Raw genomic sequence first — 14,994 nt, forward strand, 5'->3', positions numbered from 1 at the left:
GCGTCGGTGCCGAAACGGGGAAATGTGCTTGATTTTAGGAAAAATCCTTAATAAATAATGGGTTTGCACTTCACATTTAAAGTGAAGTGTGTTGATATTGCGCCTGTTACTACCTTAGGCAGATTCCTTCTTTCATGTCCCGCCTGTTCCCGCTCCGTCCCAAGCGCAGCAAACCCGGCTGGGTGGCCCTGTGTCCGGCTGCCGGCAGCCCGGCGGCGGTGCATGTGCTGGCAGGCGGCCAGGGCCGGGCCCGGGTGCTCTGGGTGGAGGCCCTGACGACGGGGATGGATGAAATGGAACGGCTGGCCCGCAGCCGGGGCCTGTCCGCCTACCGGATCACCACCCTGATGCCGCCGGGCAGCTACCAGCTGCTGCAGATGAATGCGCCGGCCGTGCCTCGCCATGAATGGAAGGAAGCCCTGCGCTGGCAGCTCAAGGACTTCATCGACTTCCCCGCCGAGCAAGCCACCTTCGATGTGCTGGACATCCCCACCGAAAGCCACGCTCCGGGCCGGCCCCACATGGTGTTCGTGGCCGTGGCCCGCAATGAGCAGGTGGGGGAGATCATGGCCCGCTACGACCGGGCCCATCTCAATCTCCAGGCCATCGACATTCCCGAACTGGCCCTGCGCAACGTGGCCGCCCTGCTGGAAGACGAAAACCGGGGGCTGGCCAGCCTCAGCTTCGATCAGCATGGGGGCCTGCTGGTGCTCACCTTCAAGGGGGAGCTCTATGCCAGCCGGCGCATCGAAATTCCCCTGGAGCAGTTCACCGGGGCCGATCTGGAACGGCGCCAGACCCTGTTCGAACGCGTCGGCCTGGAACTGCAGCGCACCCTGGATGCCTTTGACCGCCAGTACAGCTTCATCTCCGTGAGCCGCCTGCTGCTCGCCCCCCGGCCTGAACTGAGCGGCCTCCTAGATTACCTGGGCAGTTCCCTGTACGTGCCCGTGGATCAGATGGACCTGTCCCAGGTCCTGGACCTGGAAGCCTGTCCCACCCTGCAGCAGCCGGCCGAGCAATCCCGCCACCTGCTGGCCCTGGGGGCGGCCCTGCGCCAGGAGTCCCAGCCATGAGCCAGCAGATCAACCTGCTCAACCCCGAGCTGCGCCCCAAGGTGGAGCTGCTCACCCTGAATCACGTGGCCCTGGCCTCCAGCCTGGTGCTGATGCTGGTATTGCTCATGGCCGGCTGGGGGCGCCAGCGGGAAGGGGTGGAACTGCACCGCCTGGGGGCCCAGGAACAGCAGATGCGGGTGGCCCAGGAGCAGCTCTCCCAGCTGGGCGCCATGCAGGCCAGTCGCCGCATCAGCCCGGCCCTGGAGCGCCAGCTGGCCGAGCGCAAGGCGGTGCTTGAGAGCAAGCGGGAGGTGCTGGCCGCCCTGGAAAGCGGCGACCTGGGGCAGCAGGACGGTTTTTCCGGTTACCTGGGGGCTTTCGCCCGGCGGGTGCCTGAAGGCCTGTGGCTGACCGGTTTCGATCTCCAGGAGGGGGGGCAGCAGGTGCTGCTCCAGGGGCGCATGCGCACCGAACCCCTGCTGCCCCAGTTCATCCAACAGATGGACCAGGAGCCCCTGCTCAAGGGGCGCACCTTCGCGGCCCTGGAGTTGAACCAGGTCCTGCCCGATCCGGTGGCGCCGACGGCCGTCCCGCCCCACTGGAGCTTCACCCTGGGCGGGCAACTTTCCCGGGAGCGCAGATGATGGTCCTGCCCGCAAGCATGCAGAAACTGTGGCAGGCCTGGGCCGCCCGTTACCAGGCCCTGAGCGTGCGCGAACGGGGCCTGGTGGCCGCCGCTGCCATCGGTCTGCTGGCCTATCTGGGCGGGGTGCTCTGGGCCCAGCCCATGTTTTCCCGGGCTGCTTCCTACGGGCGCCAGGCCGCTGCCCAGGAAGCGGATCTGACGGTCCTGCAGACCCAGATCCAGATCCTCAGCCAGCAGGTGGCCAGCGATCCCGATGCTCCCCTGCGCCAGGAGCTGGCGGTCGTGGAGCAGCAGATTGCCGAAGCCGAGGCGCGCCTGGCCGCCTTCAACGAATCCCTGGTGCCGCCGGATCGGGCTGCCGCCCTGCTGGAAGGGCTGGTGCGGCGCCATCCGGGGGTGCGGGTGGCCGGTTTCAAGACCCTGCCGGCCCAGGGCATCCTGGCCGCCAGGGACAAGCAGCGGACCGCCGCCGAGAAGCAGGCCGAACTGCCGCCCCGGAGCCTGGATGTGTACCAGCACGGTTTCGAACTCAAGCTCAGGGGCAACTACCTGGACATCCTGGCCTACCTGAAGACCCTGGAGGCCCAGCCCCAGCGGCTCCTGTGGCAGCGGGCCCAGCTCAGCGTCCCCGCCTACCCGGAGGCGGAGCTGACCCTGACGGTGTCCACCCTGAGCATGGATGCCCACTGGCTGGAACTATGAAAACCCTGTCCGCCCTGCTGCTCCTGACCTGCAGTCTTGGCCTCCATGCCCAGGAGCTGCCCCTGCGCGATCCGACCCGGCCTGCGGACTGGGCCGCCCGGGAAACCCCGGGGGAGGCGGACGCCCTGCGTCTGGAAGCCATCAAGCGGGGCCCCGAAGGGCGGCCCCTGGCCACCATCAATGGCAACAACCTGCATCTGGGGCAGGAAATCCGCGGCCTGCGCCTGGTCCGCATCGGTGCGACCTCGGTGCTCCTGGAAGGGGCGGAAGGGCGCCAGGAACTGCGCCTCACCCCCGGTGTGCAGCGCCCATCGGCCCCAGGAGGGAAATGAGATGATGAAGAAAACCCATGCGCCCCATCAGGGGAAAAGTCTGCTCCTGTCGGGCCTGTTGCTCGCCCTGTTGCTCTCCGGCTGTTCCCCCATGCTGCCCCGGGAGGGAACCTACGACAGCATCCAGTCCAGCCTGCAGCAGCCCAAGCCCAATCCGCCCGCCGAACGGGCGGCCATAGACGCGGCCCTGCTGCCGCCCATCCAGCTGCCGGCCGCGGTGGCGCCCCAGCCCCTGGAGCCCCGCTTCGATCTGGCCGTGGCGGAAGCCCCGGCGGCCCAGGTGTTCCTGGCCCTGGTGGATGGCACCCGCTACAGCATGCTGCTGCCCCCGGACGTGAGCGGCAGCATCACCCTGAACCTGAAGAACGTGACGGTGCGGGAAGCCCTGGAAGTGATCCGGGACCTCTACGGCTACGACTTCCGCATCCAGGGCAACCGCATCGCGGTGCAGCCCAATACCCCCCAGACCCGCATCTTCCAGGTCAGCTACCTGGCCAGCAAACGGGGCGGCACTTCCGCCACCCGGGTAGTGTCCTCCAATGCCAGCAACAATGGCTCCGGCAACGGTACTTCCGGCTCCTCTTCCAGCGCTACGCGCAACAATGTGGCGGCGGAGACCACCAACGTGTTTACCGGCCAGGTCTCGGATTTCTGGCTGGAGCTGGGGGTCGGCATCGCCACGGCCCTGGACTGCAAGTACGAGGTCACCAGCGATACCGGCGCCGGTGCCAATAGCGGCCTGATGGGGCAGATGCTGGGGCTGCGCCTGAGCAAGCTGGAGTGCCCCGAGGGGCGCCGCTTCCTGATGAACCAGCAGTCCGGCACCGTGATGGTGCGGGCCCTGCCTGCCGAGCTGCGCGAAGTGAATGAACTCCTCAAGGCCATGCAGGCCGGGGTGGAGCGGCAGGTGATGCTGGAAGCCAAGCTGATCGAGGTGGAACTCAACGACGGCTTCCAGAGCGGGGTGAACTGGACGGCCTTCGACAAGTTCGGCCGCCAGCGCTGGGGCATGAACGCCAACAACAACCAGTGGCCGGTGCAGAGCCAGGACGGGCAGCTGCGCCGCCTGACCTCGGAGACCTATTCCAGCACCGAAGGCACCACCCGGAACTGGGAAAGCGTGGCCCTGAGCGGGGCTTCCGGCCTGCTCAACAGCTTCCCGGTGGCGGGAGCCCTGGGGCTCTCCTTCCAGACCTCGGATTTCGCTTCCATCATCCAGTTCCTGGAGACCCAGGGCACGGTCTATGTGATGTCCAACCCCCGCATTGCCACCCTGAACAACCAGAAGGCCGTGCTCAAGGTGGGCTCCGACGATTACTACGTGACCGGGGTGGAGCCGGGGACCACCACCGTGGGGAGCGGCAACAACAACACCTTCAATCCGCCCACCATCACGGCCCAGCCCTTCTTCTCCGGCATCGCCCTGGACGTGACGCCCCAGATCGACGATGCGGGCATGATCACCCTGCACATCCGCCCGGCGGTGACGGAAGTGACCACCAAGGAGCTGGTGGTGAACCTGGGCAGCCAGGCCGGCACCTACACCCTGCCGTTCGCCTCCAGCCGGGTGAAGGAAACCGACAGCATCGTGCGGGTGAAGGACGGCATGATCGTCGCCATCGGCGGCATGATGTCCCAGGAACAGGCGGCCGACGAGAGCAAGGTGCCCGGTGCCGGGGACATTCCCTTCTTCGGCCATTTCTTCAAACAGACCAACCGGGCCACCCGCAAGCGGGAAATGGTGGTGCTGATCAAGCCCACGGTGATCCGCGGGGAGGGGGACTGGCAGCAGGACATGGATGCCCTGAACCAGCGCCTCAAGGATTACGACCCGCGCAAGTATCCGGCCCTGGCCGATCCGGTCACGGCAGGGCGCGGCCAGGACCATGGCCGTCAGTAACGGCGGGGCCGTCCCCGTGCCGCCCTACCTGGCCCATTTCGGTCTGCGCGAGGCGCCCTTCAGCCTGACGCCGGACACCCAGTTCGCCTTTGGCACCCGGGCCCACCAGGAGGCGGTCAACACCCTGCTGGTGGCGGTCAACAGCGGCGAAGGCTTCGTCAAGATCGTGGGCGAGGTGGGCACGGGCAAGACCCTGCTCTGCCGCCGCCTGCTCAATGCCCTCAAGGGCAAGGCGGTGACCGCCTATGTGCCCAATCCCAACCTGACCCCCACGGAACTCCTGGTGGCCCTGGCCGAGGAATTCCAGCTGCCCCTGGAGGGCAACGACAACGCCCACCTGCTCACCAAGCTCCTGAACGACGCCTTGCTGGAATTCGCGCGCCTGGGCAAGGGGGTGGTGGTGTGCATCGACGAAGCCCAGGCCCTGCCCCGGGACAGCCTGGAAACCCTGCGCCTGCTCTCCAACCTGGAGACCGAAAAACGCAAGCTGCTGCAGATCGTCCTGTTCGGCCAGCCGGAGCTGGACAGCCACCTGAGCGACCCGGCCATCCGCCAGCTGAAGCAGCGCATCACCTTCCACTATCGACTGGGGGAGCTGCTGCCCGAGGAAATTCCCCTGTACGTGGCGCACCGGATGCGGGTGGCCGGCGCCAGTACCGGCGGCAACCTGTTTACCGACCGGGCCCTGGGGGCCCTGTACAAATCCAGCCGGGGCACGCCCAGGCTGGTGAACATCCTCGCCAACAAGGCCCTGATGGCCGCCTACGGCGAAGGCTCCCGGCTGGTCAAACCGGGCCATGTGAAGGCGGCGGCCCGGGATACCGAAGGGGCCCGCACGGGCTTCTGGTGGTGAGGGTGCGCCGGTGAGCCTGATCAACCGCATGCTCCAGGACCTGGACCAGCGCCAGGCCATAGGCAGCGACCGGGCCGGCCTGCCCGAGCAGGTGGTGCCCCTGGGGCGCCGCCGCAGTTTCCGGCCACTCCTGATCCTGTTGCTGCTGCTGGCTGTTGCGGCAGCCGCTGCCGCCCTGGCCTGGCAGCCGGGGGTCTGGTCCGGGCTCCAGGCCCTGCTCGCCTCTCAGGGGCAGCCAGCGCCAACCCCGGAGACCCCGCCTGCCGCCGCGCCGGTTTCCGCACCGGCTGCCGTCGTGACCGTCCCCCCCGCCGGGGAAGCCGATGCTGCTGTATCCCAGCCGCCGCCGGAACCTGTGCCTGCCATGGCCACCCCGGGGCTGGACCCCAGCCTTACCCTGCCTGCTGCACCCGCACCCGCACCCGCACCCGCACCCGTTCCGGCTCCAGCTCCAGCTCCAGCTCCAGCTCCAGCCTTCCGCCCGGCGGCTCCGGCGGCTCCGGCGGCTGCGCCCGGGCGTATCGACAAGACCCAGCGCCAGGCCACGGCGGCGGAAAAGGCCGAGTTCCGTTACCGCAACGCCCTGGAGCTGGTGGCCCGGGGCCAGGGCGGCGAGGCGGCCCAGGAACTGCGTCTGGCCCTCCAGGACGATCCCGCCCACGGGCCGGTACGTCAGCTCTGGGTGCAGCTGCTGCTGGAGCAGGGCAGCCGGGTCCGGGCCATGGAACTGCTGCGCGAGGGGGTACGCCTCAATCCCCGCCAGCTGTCCTGGCGCACCTTGCTGGCCCGTCTCGAGCTGGAGCAGGGGGATGCCCAGGGGGCCTGGAGCAGTCTGGAGCCAGGTCTGCCCTGGGCTGCAGGTGATGGGGAGTACCAGGCCCTGGCCGGAGCCCTGTTACGCCAGTTGGGGCAGCCCCTCAAGGCTGCCCAGCATTATCGCCAGGCCCTGTCCCTGTCTGCCCGGGAAGGCCGCTGGTGGGTGGGGCTGGGGCTGGCCCTGGAAGAGGCCGGGCACGAGCCCGAGGCCAGGGAGGCGTTCCGCCAGGCGGCCCAGAGCGGCTCCCTGAGCCCGGACCTGCGCGCCTTCGTGGAGCGCAAGCTGCGCTGATCAATGCCGGGGGGTGCGTGCCACCACCGCCACCTCGACCCGGGCCGCACCGTGCAGTTTCAGGACCCGGGCAGCTTCGTCCAGGGTGGCCCCGGTGGTCAGCACGTCATCCACCAGCAGCAGATGCAGGCCGTCCATGTCCCGGGTGCAGGCGAAGGCGCCCTTGAGATTGCCCTGTCTTTCCTTGTGGCTCAGTTCCGCCTGGGGGCGGGTGGCCCTGGATTTTTCCAGGCTGTCCGGGTCCAGGGGCCGCTCCAGGCTGCGGGCCAGATGCCGGGCGATCTCCTGGGCCTGGTTGTAGCCCCGCTCTGCCAGCCGGGTTGGATGCAGGGGCAGGGGGATGATCCGGTCCGGCGGAGGCGTCAGCCCGGCCAGCTGCCGGCCCCAGTGTTTGGCCAGGGCAAAGCGGGCGTGGTATTTCAGGTCGCTGATCAGGTGGTCCAGGGGAAAGGCGTAGCGGTACAGGGCGTGCACCTGATCGAAGTGGGGCGGCCGGGCCAGGCAGGCGCCGCAGCGTTCCCCGTGGGTGGTGGCTTCCAGGCAAAGGGGGCAGTGCCGGGTCGCCAGGGGCGGCAGGTCTGCCAGGCAGCCGGGGCAGAGGGGGGCGCCGCAGCAGGGGCTACCGCAGAGCAGGCAGGAGGAAGGCAGCAGCGCATCGGCCAGCCGGGCGGCAAATTCCCTGAACCCTGCCAGGGCGGTCCGTGTCAAAATTGACTTTCCATGGCCCATGGCTGATTATCCATAATTACGCGCCCCCGGGGCCGGCTGTCGCCGATGGCCGGAAATGCATCCGGGTGCCGTGCTCTGTTCATCTTCCGTAGGACTCCCGATATGCAAGCTGCTGCTCCGGCTCCCGTGGCCCAGGCCCCGGACTCATCCCCCGTTTCCGCTCACCGTCTGTGGACGGTGGAGGAGGTGCTGGCCCTGTACGAAATGCCTTTCATGGACCTGGTGTGGCGCGCCCAGCAGGTGCATCGCCAGCATTTCGATGCCAACGCCATTCAACGCTCGACCCTGCTGTCCGTCAAGACCGGGGGCTGTTCGGAGGATTGCAGCTACTGCTCCCAGTCGGCCCGTTACGACACCGACGTGGAACGGGAACGGCTGATGCCCATCGAGGACGTGGTGGCAGCCGCCAAGGTGGCTCAGGAGAAGGGGGCTTCCCGTTTCTGCATGGGCGCGGCCTGGCGGGGTCCCAAGGACAATGATCTGGACAAGGTCCTGGAAATGGTGCGCGAGGTGAAGGCCCTGGGCATGCAGACTTGCGTCACCCTGGGCATGCTCAAGGAAGGCCAGGCGGAAAAGCTCAAGGAAGCCGGCCTTGACTACTACAACCACAACCTGGACACCGACAAGGAATTCTACGGCCAGGTGATCCGCACCCACACCCACGACGACCGCCTGGATACCCTGGAACAGGTGCGCAGCGCCGGCATCAGCGTCTGTTCCGGCGGCATCGTCGGCATGGGCGAATCCCGCCGCAACCGGGCCGCCATGCTGGTGCAGCTGGCCAACCTGCCGCAGCCGCCGGAATCCGTGCCCATCAACAACCTGGTGCCGATTCCGGGCACGCCCCTGGGGGAACTGCCGCCCCTGGATCCCTTCGAGTTCGTGCGCACCATTGCCGCCGCCCGCATCACCATGCCCGCCTCCTACGTGCGCCTGTCCGCCGGCCGCCAGGACATGAGCGACGAGCTCCAGGCCCTGTGCTTCCTGGCCGGGGCCAACTCCATGTTCTACGGGGACAAGCTCCTGACCACGGGCCTGCCGGACGTATCCCGGGACGAAGTCCTGTTCGAGCGCCTGGGCCTGCGCGCCGTCTGAGCCTCCCGGTCCGTCTTCCAGTGGCCGAGTTCATCGACCGGGCCCGGGTACGGCGCAATTTCCGGCGCGTCGCGGGGCGCTATGCCCAGGCCGATTTCCTGGCCCGGGAGGTGGATGCGCGGATGCAGGAGCGCCTCGACTACGTGCGCCTGGAACCCCGCTGGATAGCCGACCTGGGCTGTGGTCCCGGGCTGTCCCTGCCGGGCCTCCAGGCCCGCTATCCCCAGGCCTGCTGCCTGGGGCTGGACCAGGAAGCCGCCATGCTGCCCCGGGATTCCCGCCCCGGAGGCTGGCGGCGCTGGTTCGGGCGATCCCAAGGCGCTGCCTCGTTCGCGGTGGCTACAGCGGAGCAGCTGCCCCTGGCCCCGGGACGGCTGGACCTGGCCTGGGCCAACATGCTGCTGCCCTGGCTGGAGGAGCCCCGTCCCCTGTTCCGGGAGGTGCTGGGCAGCCTCCGGGTCGGGGGGCTGCTGATGTTCTCCACCCTGGGGCCGGACACCCTGCGGGAGCTGCGTGGCGGTTTCCGGGACGGTTATGCCCACACCCAGCGTTTTGCCGACATGCACGATCTGGGAGACATGCTCCTGGAGAGCGGTTTTGCCGATCCGGTGGTGGATATGGAAGTGATTACCCTCACCTATGCGGACCTGGATGCCCTGCTGGCCGACCTGCGTGGTGCCGGGGCCGGCTGCGCCATGGAGGACCGGCGCCGCAGTCTGGCGGGGCGGGGCCTGCGTCAGGCCCTGGAGGCCCATTACGAAACCTGGCGCCGTCCCGACGGACGCCTGCCCGCCACCTTCGAAGTCATTTACGGACACGCCTGGAAGCCCGAGCCCCGGCAGATTGCCGACGGGCGCAGCATCATCCGCTTCGAGCGGCGCTGAGGCGCTGCTTTCTTACCTGTCCGGCTTTTCCCTGAAAAACTTGATGGGCTGGGACCCACCCCGGAATCCCGGGGCCGGGGCGCTGGCCTTTTTTAGCCGCGCGCCCACCCGCCAGGCCAGCAGCAGGACGAGCAGCAGCGTGTAAGTCAGGGGGTAGAAGTAGGTGGTGATCTTGGCCAGCCACAGGTAGTGGATGGCCGCCAGGATGCCGATCAGGTAGATGCTGCGGTGTAGCTCCTGCCAGCGCCGGCCGCCCAGCAAGGCAATGGCCCGGTTGCTGGAGGTCAGGGCCAGGGGCAGCATCAGCAGCAGGGCGGCGAAGCCCACGGCGATGAAGGGGCGGTCCACGATGTCGGTGGCGATGGCCTGGATAGCCAGTTCATGGTCGAACAGGGCGAAGCTGGCGAAGTGCAGCAAGGCATAGGCGAAGGTGAGCAGGCCCAGGCTGCGCCGCAGGCGCAGCAGCCAGTGGGCGCCGGTCCAGGCGCGCAGGGGGCTGACGCTCAGGGTGAGCAGGAGCAGGTTGAAGGTCCAGGTGCCCGTGTGGCGGCTGACGAACTCCGGCGGGTTGGGGCCCAGGTCGCCGAACAGCCGGGCCAGGGGCAGCAGGCACAGGGCGATGAGTAGCAGCTTGATCAGCAGCAGCTGGGTCGGACCCGGGGTCCAGGGGGTTCTGGCGCTATTCATCCTGACCTCCTCAGCACTGAGGCCCAAAGGCGGGGAGAAAGTCAGGATTTGCAGGCTCCATCCTGTTGTCCTGCGCCACCTGAAGGTGTGGCAGCCTGGTAACACAAAGACTTGTTTTGCCTCGCTGTTCTCTGTGTCTCTGTGGTGCAAATGGGGTTTTCAGGTTCATTTCAGTAGTTCCGGTGCAGGTCCATGCCGGCGTACAGGGAGGCCACCTGGGCAGCGTAGCCGTTGAAGGGCAGGGTGGGACGGCGGAAGAACTCTCCCAGCCGGCGTTCCTTGGCCTGGCTCCAGCGCGGGTGGGAAACAGCGGGATTCACATTGGCGTAAAAACCGTACTCGTCCGGTGCGGCCTTCATCCAGGAGGTTCGCGGCTGCTGTTCCAGGAAGCGGATGCGGACTATGGACTTGCCGCTCTTGAATCCGTATTTCCAGGGCACCACCAGGCGCACTGGGGCGCCGTTGGGCTTGGGTAGTACCTGTCCATACAGGCCTACGGCCAGGATCGCCAGGGGATGCATGGCCTCGTCCAGGCGCAGGGCTTCCCGGTAAGGCCAATCCAGGGTGGGATACTGGACGAAGGGCATCTGTACCGGGTCGGCCAGGCTCCAGAATTCCAGGTAGCGGGCATTTCCCGTGGGCTGGACCCGGCGTATCAGTTCCGCCAGGGGAAAGCCTATCCAGGGCACCACGGCACTCCAGCCTTCGACGCAGCGCAGCCGGTAGATGCGTTCCTCCAGGGGGGCCAGGCGCAGCAGTTCGTCCAGGTCGAAGCGGCGGGGTTTGAGCACTTCCCCATCCACTTCCACGCTCCAGGGGCGGGTTTTCAGGGTGTGGGCGTTGCGTCCCGGGCTGTCCTTGTTCGGGCCGAATTCGTAGAAATTGCCGTAACTGGTGAGGGTGTCCAGGGACGTCAGGGGCTCGTCAGGCAGGGGCTGGCCGGGTTTGAACGGAGGCAGCTGTGCCGGGGCCGGGTTGGCTTCGGCCTGTCCCAGCCACAGGGCGCCTCCCAGGGCGCCGGCCTGGCGCAGGAAGCGGCGCCGTCCCTGGTACAGGTCCTTTCCCGTGATTTCGGAAGGGCAGGGGGCGGCGGGGTCGTTGTTCTTGATCAGCATGGGAGCGCACCTCGAAACACCCAGGTTGGAGCCCGGTACCGGCGAAAGATTCCCGCCGGCAGCCGCTCAGGTGCTCAGGGCGGCCTGGATTGCCCGGATGTCGTCCCAGGCTTCGTCGAGCAGATCGGCGTAGCGGGCCCGGTCGGCGGCGGTCTGTTCCGTGTCCGCCTGACCGCTGGTCTGGCCCAGCCACTCGAAATTGCCGCCGGCCAGCAGGTTGGCGAAGTAGAGCACATCGGCTAGGGAGCAGGGATTGGCCACGTGCTTGAGCTGGTCGTGTTCCCGGATGGCGCTGATGATGTGGTCCGGCAGCCCCAGGGCCGTGAGCAGGCTCTCGCCTATGCTTTCGTGCCAGCCGATCACCAGGCTCAGCAGGTCTTCCCGACAGTTCTTGTATTCCGGATATTCGGCGGCCCGGTAGAGCAGGTAGAACACGCCGATGTCGTGCACCATGCCGGCCAGCATGGCGTCTTCGGGATTGACCCGGCCGATGCGCCGGGCCAGGACCCGGCCGATGGCCGCCACTTGCAGGGAATGCTCCCAGGTGAGCCGGGCAATATCCTCGAAGGCGACCAGGTTGCGGGAACGCAGCATCTGTTCCATGGCCACGCTCAGGGAGGTGGTGCGCACGGTTTCGAAGCCCACCCGCTGGATGGCCTGGCGCAGATCGGAAATGCTCTTGCCCGAGCTGTTGTAGGCCACCGAGTTGGCCAGGCGCAGCAGTTTTGAGGCGATCAGGGGTTCGACGCCAACCACCTGGGCCACCTTGTCCACCGAGACCAGGGGATCCTTGAGCACGTTGCGGACAGTGAGGCTGGCGTCCAGGTAGGTGGGGAAATTGACGTCGCCAGAGAGGTCCTTGGCGATGTCTTCCAGGATGCGGAAATGCAGGGCGTTGGTGGAGGCTGGGTCGGTCATGCTGATAGCTTACGTTTGAGGGCGTTCGGGAGCAAGGGGTAAACTCGGCCTTTTGGCAGAAGGATGGTGGGGCATGAATCAGGGCGAAACCTTTTTCCAGCAGGCCCGGGCCGCATTCCTGGAGCCCAGTCCCGGCTTGAAGTGTACCCGCGTCGAGGCCCTTTGGCATGCCTGGCAGGCCCGGGCCTTGCCCCTGGGGAGCCCCGACCCGGCTCTGCCCCTGGAGCCCGGGCGTCCGGAACAGCCCCTGCTGGTGGCCCCCGAACAGGTGCCCCTGCGGAATGCGGTGAGCCGGGAGGGGCGGGCGGCGCTGCTGCATGCCATTGCCCACATCGAGTTCAACGCCATCAACCTGGCCCTGGATGCGCTGCTGCGCTTTCCTTCCCTGCCCCGGGATTTTCTCGACGGCTGGCTGCAGGTGGCGGCCGAGGAGGCCAGGCATTTCACCCTGGTCTGTGAGCACATGGAACAGAGCTGCGCCTGCCGTTACGGGGATCTGCCGGCCCATGACGGGCTCTGGGAGATGGCTCGGCGTACGGCCCATGATCCTCTGGTGCGCATGGCCCTGGTGCCGCGCCTGTTCGAGGCCAGGGGCCTGGATGCGACGCCGGCCATCATACGTAAGTTTCAGGGGGTGGGCGACCGGCGGGCAGTGACCATCCTTCAGGTAATCCTGGCCGAAGAGGTCGGGCATGTGGCCCTTGGAGATCGCTGGTTCCGGCACCTTTGCGCCGAGCGGGGGCTGGAGCCGGAAGCCACCTTTCAGGCCTTGTTGCAGGCCTATGACGCGCCCCGGCCCCGGCGCCCTTTCAATGAAGCAGCCCGCCTGGCGGCGGGCTTTTCCGAGGCGGAACTGGCCCGTTTCCAGTGATCAGCCGGTGATGTAGTGCTCCAGCTGGGCAATGATGAATTTCTGGTGGCTGATGGTGGCTTTCACCAAGTCGCCGATGGAAACCACGCCGATCACTTCCTGGTTCTCGTCCAGCACCGGCAGGTGGCGGAAGCGGTGCTGGGTCATCAGGCTCATGCACTCTTCCAGACTGTTGGCGGGGGTCACGTAGGCCACCTTCTGGGTCATGATCTCTTCGATCCGGGTGTCCTTGGAGTTCTTGCCCAGCAGGATCACCTTGCGGGCGTAATCGCGTTCCGTGAAGATGCCGATCAGCTTCTCCCCGTCCATGACCAGAACGGCGCCTACATCGTTGTCGGCCATGACGCTCAGGGCATGATAGACACTGTCCTTGGGCGAGACGACGACGGGGAGCCCGCCCTTTTCTTCCAGCAATTGCTTCAAGGTCTGCATGGTCTTCCTCCTGTTGTTTTGTGTGCAGAGTCTAGAGGGCTTGCTGGTTCATGCCAAGTCCATTGGCGGGAATTAGGCTGCAAATAAAAAACCCGCCGATGGGCGGGTTTTTGCAGGGGGCACAGCGAGGTTCAGCGCAGGCCGGCGGCGTACTCGGAAACAGCCTTGATGTCGGCGTCGGAGAGCTTGGCGGAAATGGCGCGCATCATCTGCTCGGGATCGTTGGCGCGTTCTCCGAGCCGGAAACGCTTCAGCTGGGTTTCGGTGTACTCGGGATGCTGGCCAGCCAGACGGGGGTACTGGGCCGGCAGACCCTTGCCAGCGGGGCCGTGGCAACCGGCGCAGGCAGGGACGCCCTTGGCGGCATCACCTGCACGCCAGAGCTGCTTGCCCCGGGCGACCAGGGATTCGTTGGTGGCGACGGCAGGCTTGGCCTGCTGGCTGGCATACCAGGCGGACACGTCGCGGACGGCGGCATCATCCACCAGGGTGGCGGCCATGCCGGTCATCACCGGATCGACGCGGGCGCCGCTCTTGAAGGCCTGCAGCTGCTTGATCAGATAGGCTTCGCCCTGGCCGGCCAGGTGCGGGTACAGTGCGGTCGGGCTGTTGCCGTCGACGCCGTGGCAGGCTACACAGATGCTCTCAGCCAGGACCTTGCCCTTGGCCGGATCAGCCTTGGGCGCGGCTTCCTCTGCTGCATTAACGGTGAAACCGGCCACAAGAAGTGCCGCCAGCGCCATGGTGCGAATCATGTCCAAACTCCTTTTACGCGAGAGAGGCGAGTAAGTCTGCCAAGTGTCGATATTTACAAACCTGCTATTCTATATCAACTCGATTAATTATGTACTGTCCTTAAGGGATTCGGAGCCTTCATGCCTCTTCTCCAGCAAGCCACTTTTCTCACCACCGTTGCGCATCTGCGGGACCTGCCCCAGGACGCCGAGGTGGAGGTGGCTTTCGTCGGCCGTTCCAATGCCGGCAAGTCTTCGGCAATCAATACCCTAGCCGGGCGGGTGCGTCTGGCCTACGTGAGCAAGACCCCGGGGCGGACCCAGCACTTGAACTATTTCACGGTCAAACCGGGGAAGTATCTGGTGGATTTGCCTGGTTACGGCTATGCCAAGGCTCCCGAAGCGGTGCGCAGCCAGTGGGAGGGCCTGCTGGGCCCCTACCTGCAGCAGCGCTCGCCCCTGGCCGGGCTGGTGATGATCATGGATAGCCGCCATCCACTCACGGACCTGGACAAGCGCATGATGGACTGGTTCCTGCCCTCCGGGCGTCCCATCCACGTACTGCTGTCCAAGGCCGACAAGCTCTCCCGCCAGGAGCAGACGGCGGTGCTACGCAAGGTGCGCCAGGCCCTAGGGGAGATCAGTGAGCGCTGTACCGTGCAGCTCTTTTCCAGTCTCAAGAAGACCGGTATCGAAGAGTGCGAGGCAGTCCTGGGCCGCTGGCTGGATATTCCCGTGCCCGAGCCCAAGAAAAAACCCCCGGTCAAGGGAGGACCGGGGGCTAAATGCCTTAATGGGGTTAAGGCACCCGCTCAGGGAGGTGAAGCGGGAGACGGCGCAAACCACCATCTGCAAGCTCAGAGTGACGCTGTCTGAAGAAGTTCCAGAATCCCGTAAAAATTTTTCATCCCAGGGCTGTTCCCTGGCCCT

17 protein-coding genes are annotated in these 14,994 nt (G+C 66.6%); 11 read left to right on the forward strand and 6 right to left on the reverse strand.

Annotation, left to right across the window (positions count from 1 at the left end; genetic code table 11):
• The first annotated feature begins 134 nt into the window (after positions 1–134).
• The 7 genes from pilM to G474_RS21965 are packed head-to-tail and all read left to right on the forward strand — an operon-like array spanning position 135 to position 6,599.
• A complete protein-coding gene (gene pilM, locus G474_RS0107135; protein ID WP_043463522.1) occupies positions 135–1,076 on the forward strand; it encodes a type IV pilus biogenesis protein PilM in 942 nt (313 codons plus the stop codon).
• Positions 1,073–1,702 carry a PilN domain-containing protein gene (locus G474_RS0107140; RefSeq protein ID WP_026686372.1) on the forward strand — a complete coding sequence of 210 codons (630 nt, stop codon included), beginning with the start codon at positions 1,073–1,075 and terminating at the stop codon, positions 1,700–1,702. Before pilM ends, G474_RS0107140 begins: the two co-directional genes overlap by 4 nt.
• A complete protein-coding gene (locus G474_RS0107145) occupies positions 1,699–2,406 on the forward strand; it encodes a type II secretion system protein M (RefSeq protein WP_026686373.1) in 708 nt (235 codons plus the stop codon). Before G474_RS0107140 ends, G474_RS0107145 begins: the two co-directional genes overlap by 4 nt.
• The gene (locus tag G474_RS19950; protein ID WP_043463524.1) at positions 2,403–2,738 is read left to right on the forward strand and encodes a hypothetical protein; all 336 of its coding nucleotides are present in this window, start codon (positions 2,403–2,405) and stop codon (positions 2,736–2,738) included. Before G474_RS0107145 ends, G474_RS19950 begins: the two co-directional genes overlap by 4 nt.
• A 1-nt stretch (position 2,739) precedes the next feature.
• Positions 2,740–4,638, forward strand: coding sequence for a pilus (MSHA type) biogenesis protein MshL (gene mshL, locus G474_RS19955; RefSeq protein WP_051282033.1), 1,899 nt, complete (start codon positions 2,740–2,742; stop codon positions 4,636–4,638).
• Positions 4,625–5,491, forward strand: coding sequence for an ExeA family protein (locus G474_RS0107160; protein ID WP_051282035.1), 867 nt, complete (start codon positions 4,625–4,627; stop codon positions 5,489–5,491). The genes mshL and G474_RS0107160 overlap by 14 nt, the downstream gene beginning before the upstream one ends.
• 10 nt (positions 5,492–5,501) lie before the next feature.
• Positions 5,502–6,599: a tetratricopeptide repeat protein gene (locus G474_RS21965; RefSeq protein ID WP_051282037.1), complete on the forward strand. Its 1,098-nt coding sequence runs from the start codon at positions 5,502–5,504 to the stop codon at positions 6,597–6,599.
• Here the strand turns inward: G474_RS21965 and G474_RS0107170 are convergent, their stop codons facing one another.
• A complete protein-coding gene (locus G474_RS0107170) occupies positions 6,600–7,307 on the reverse strand; it encodes a ComF family protein (RefSeq protein WP_211228073.1) in 708 nt (235 codons plus the stop codon).
• A 123-nt stretch (positions 7,308–7,430) separates the two neighbouring features.
• On the opposite strand from G474_RS0107170, the gene bioB reads away from it, so the two are divergent.
• Positions 7,431–8,423 (forward strand): biotin synthase BioB, encoded by a 993-nt coding sequence (gene bioB / locus G474_RS0107175; protein ID WP_026686376.1) that lies wholly within the window; start codon positions 7,431–7,433, stop codon positions 8,421–8,423.
• Between the two features lie 20 nt (positions 8,424–8,443).
• Entirely contained in the window at positions 8,444–9,307 is an 864-nt protein-coding gene (locus tag G474_RS0107180; protein ID WP_026686377.1) for a methyltransferase domain-containing protein, read from the forward strand.
• A 12-nt stretch (positions 9,308–9,319) separates the two neighbouring features.
• On the opposite strand, the gene G474_RS0107185 is transcribed toward G474_RS0107180, so the two are convergent.
• From G474_RS0107185 to G474_RS0107195, 3 genes are all read right to left on the reverse strand, one after another.
• On the reverse strand, positions 9,320–9,994 hold the full coding sequence (locus G474_RS0107185; RefSeq protein ID WP_043463526.1) for a protein-methionine-sulfoxide reductase heme-binding subunit MsrQ: 675 nt from the start codon (positions 9,992–9,994) through the stop codon (positions 9,320–9,322).
• 170 nt (positions 9,995–10,164) lie between these two features.
• Complete coding sequence (gene msrP / locus G474_RS0107190) at positions 10,165–11,109, reverse strand: protein-methionine-sulfoxide reductase catalytic subunit MsrP (protein WP_051282039.1); 945 nt, start codon at positions 11,107–11,109, stop codon at positions 10,165–10,167.
• 66 nt (positions 11,110–11,175) lie between these two features.
• Entirely contained in the window at positions 11,176–12,027 is an 852-nt protein-coding gene (locus G474_RS0107195; protein ID WP_026686380.1) for an HDOD domain-containing protein, read from the reverse strand.
• Positions 12,028–12,100: 73 nt separating this feature from the next.
• Here G474_RS0107195 and G474_RS0107200 point away from each other — a divergent pair, with 73 nt between their 5' ends.
• On the forward strand, positions 12,101–12,898 hold the full coding sequence (locus G474_RS0107200) for a ferritin-like domain-containing protein (protein ID WP_026686381.1): 798 nt from the start codon (positions 12,101–12,103) through the stop codon (positions 12,896–12,898).
• Here the strand turns inward: G474_RS0107200 and G474_RS0107205 are convergent, their stop codons facing one another.
• Entirely contained in the window at positions 12,899–13,330 is a 432-nt protein-coding gene (locus G474_RS0107205; RefSeq protein ID WP_026686382.1) for a CBS domain-containing protein, read from the reverse strand. It lies immediately after the preceding gene.
• Between the two features lie 131 nt (positions 13,331–13,461).
• Positions 13,462–14,085 carry a c-type cytochrome gene (locus tag G474_RS0107210; protein ID WP_026686383.1) on the reverse strand — a complete coding sequence of 208 codons (624 nt, stop codon included), beginning with the start codon at positions 14,083–14,085 and terminating at the stop codon, positions 13,462–13,464.
• A gap of 120 nt (positions 14,086–14,205) precedes the next feature.
• On the opposite strand from G474_RS0107210, the gene yihA reads away from it, so the two are divergent.
• On the forward strand, positions 14,206–14,940 hold the full coding sequence (yihA, locus tag G474_RS19965; protein ID WP_084513630.1) for a ribosome biogenesis GTP-binding protein YihA/YsxC: 735 nt from the start codon (positions 14,206–14,208) through the stop codon (positions 14,938–14,940).
• Positions 14,941–14,994 lie beyond the last annotated feature (54 nt).

The sequence above is a fragment of the Azovibrio restrictus DSM 23866 genome (assembly GCF_000429665.1).
Lineage (GTDB): Bacteria > Pseudomonadota > Gammaproteobacteria > Burkholderiales > Rhodocyclaceae > Azovibrio > Azovibrio restrictus.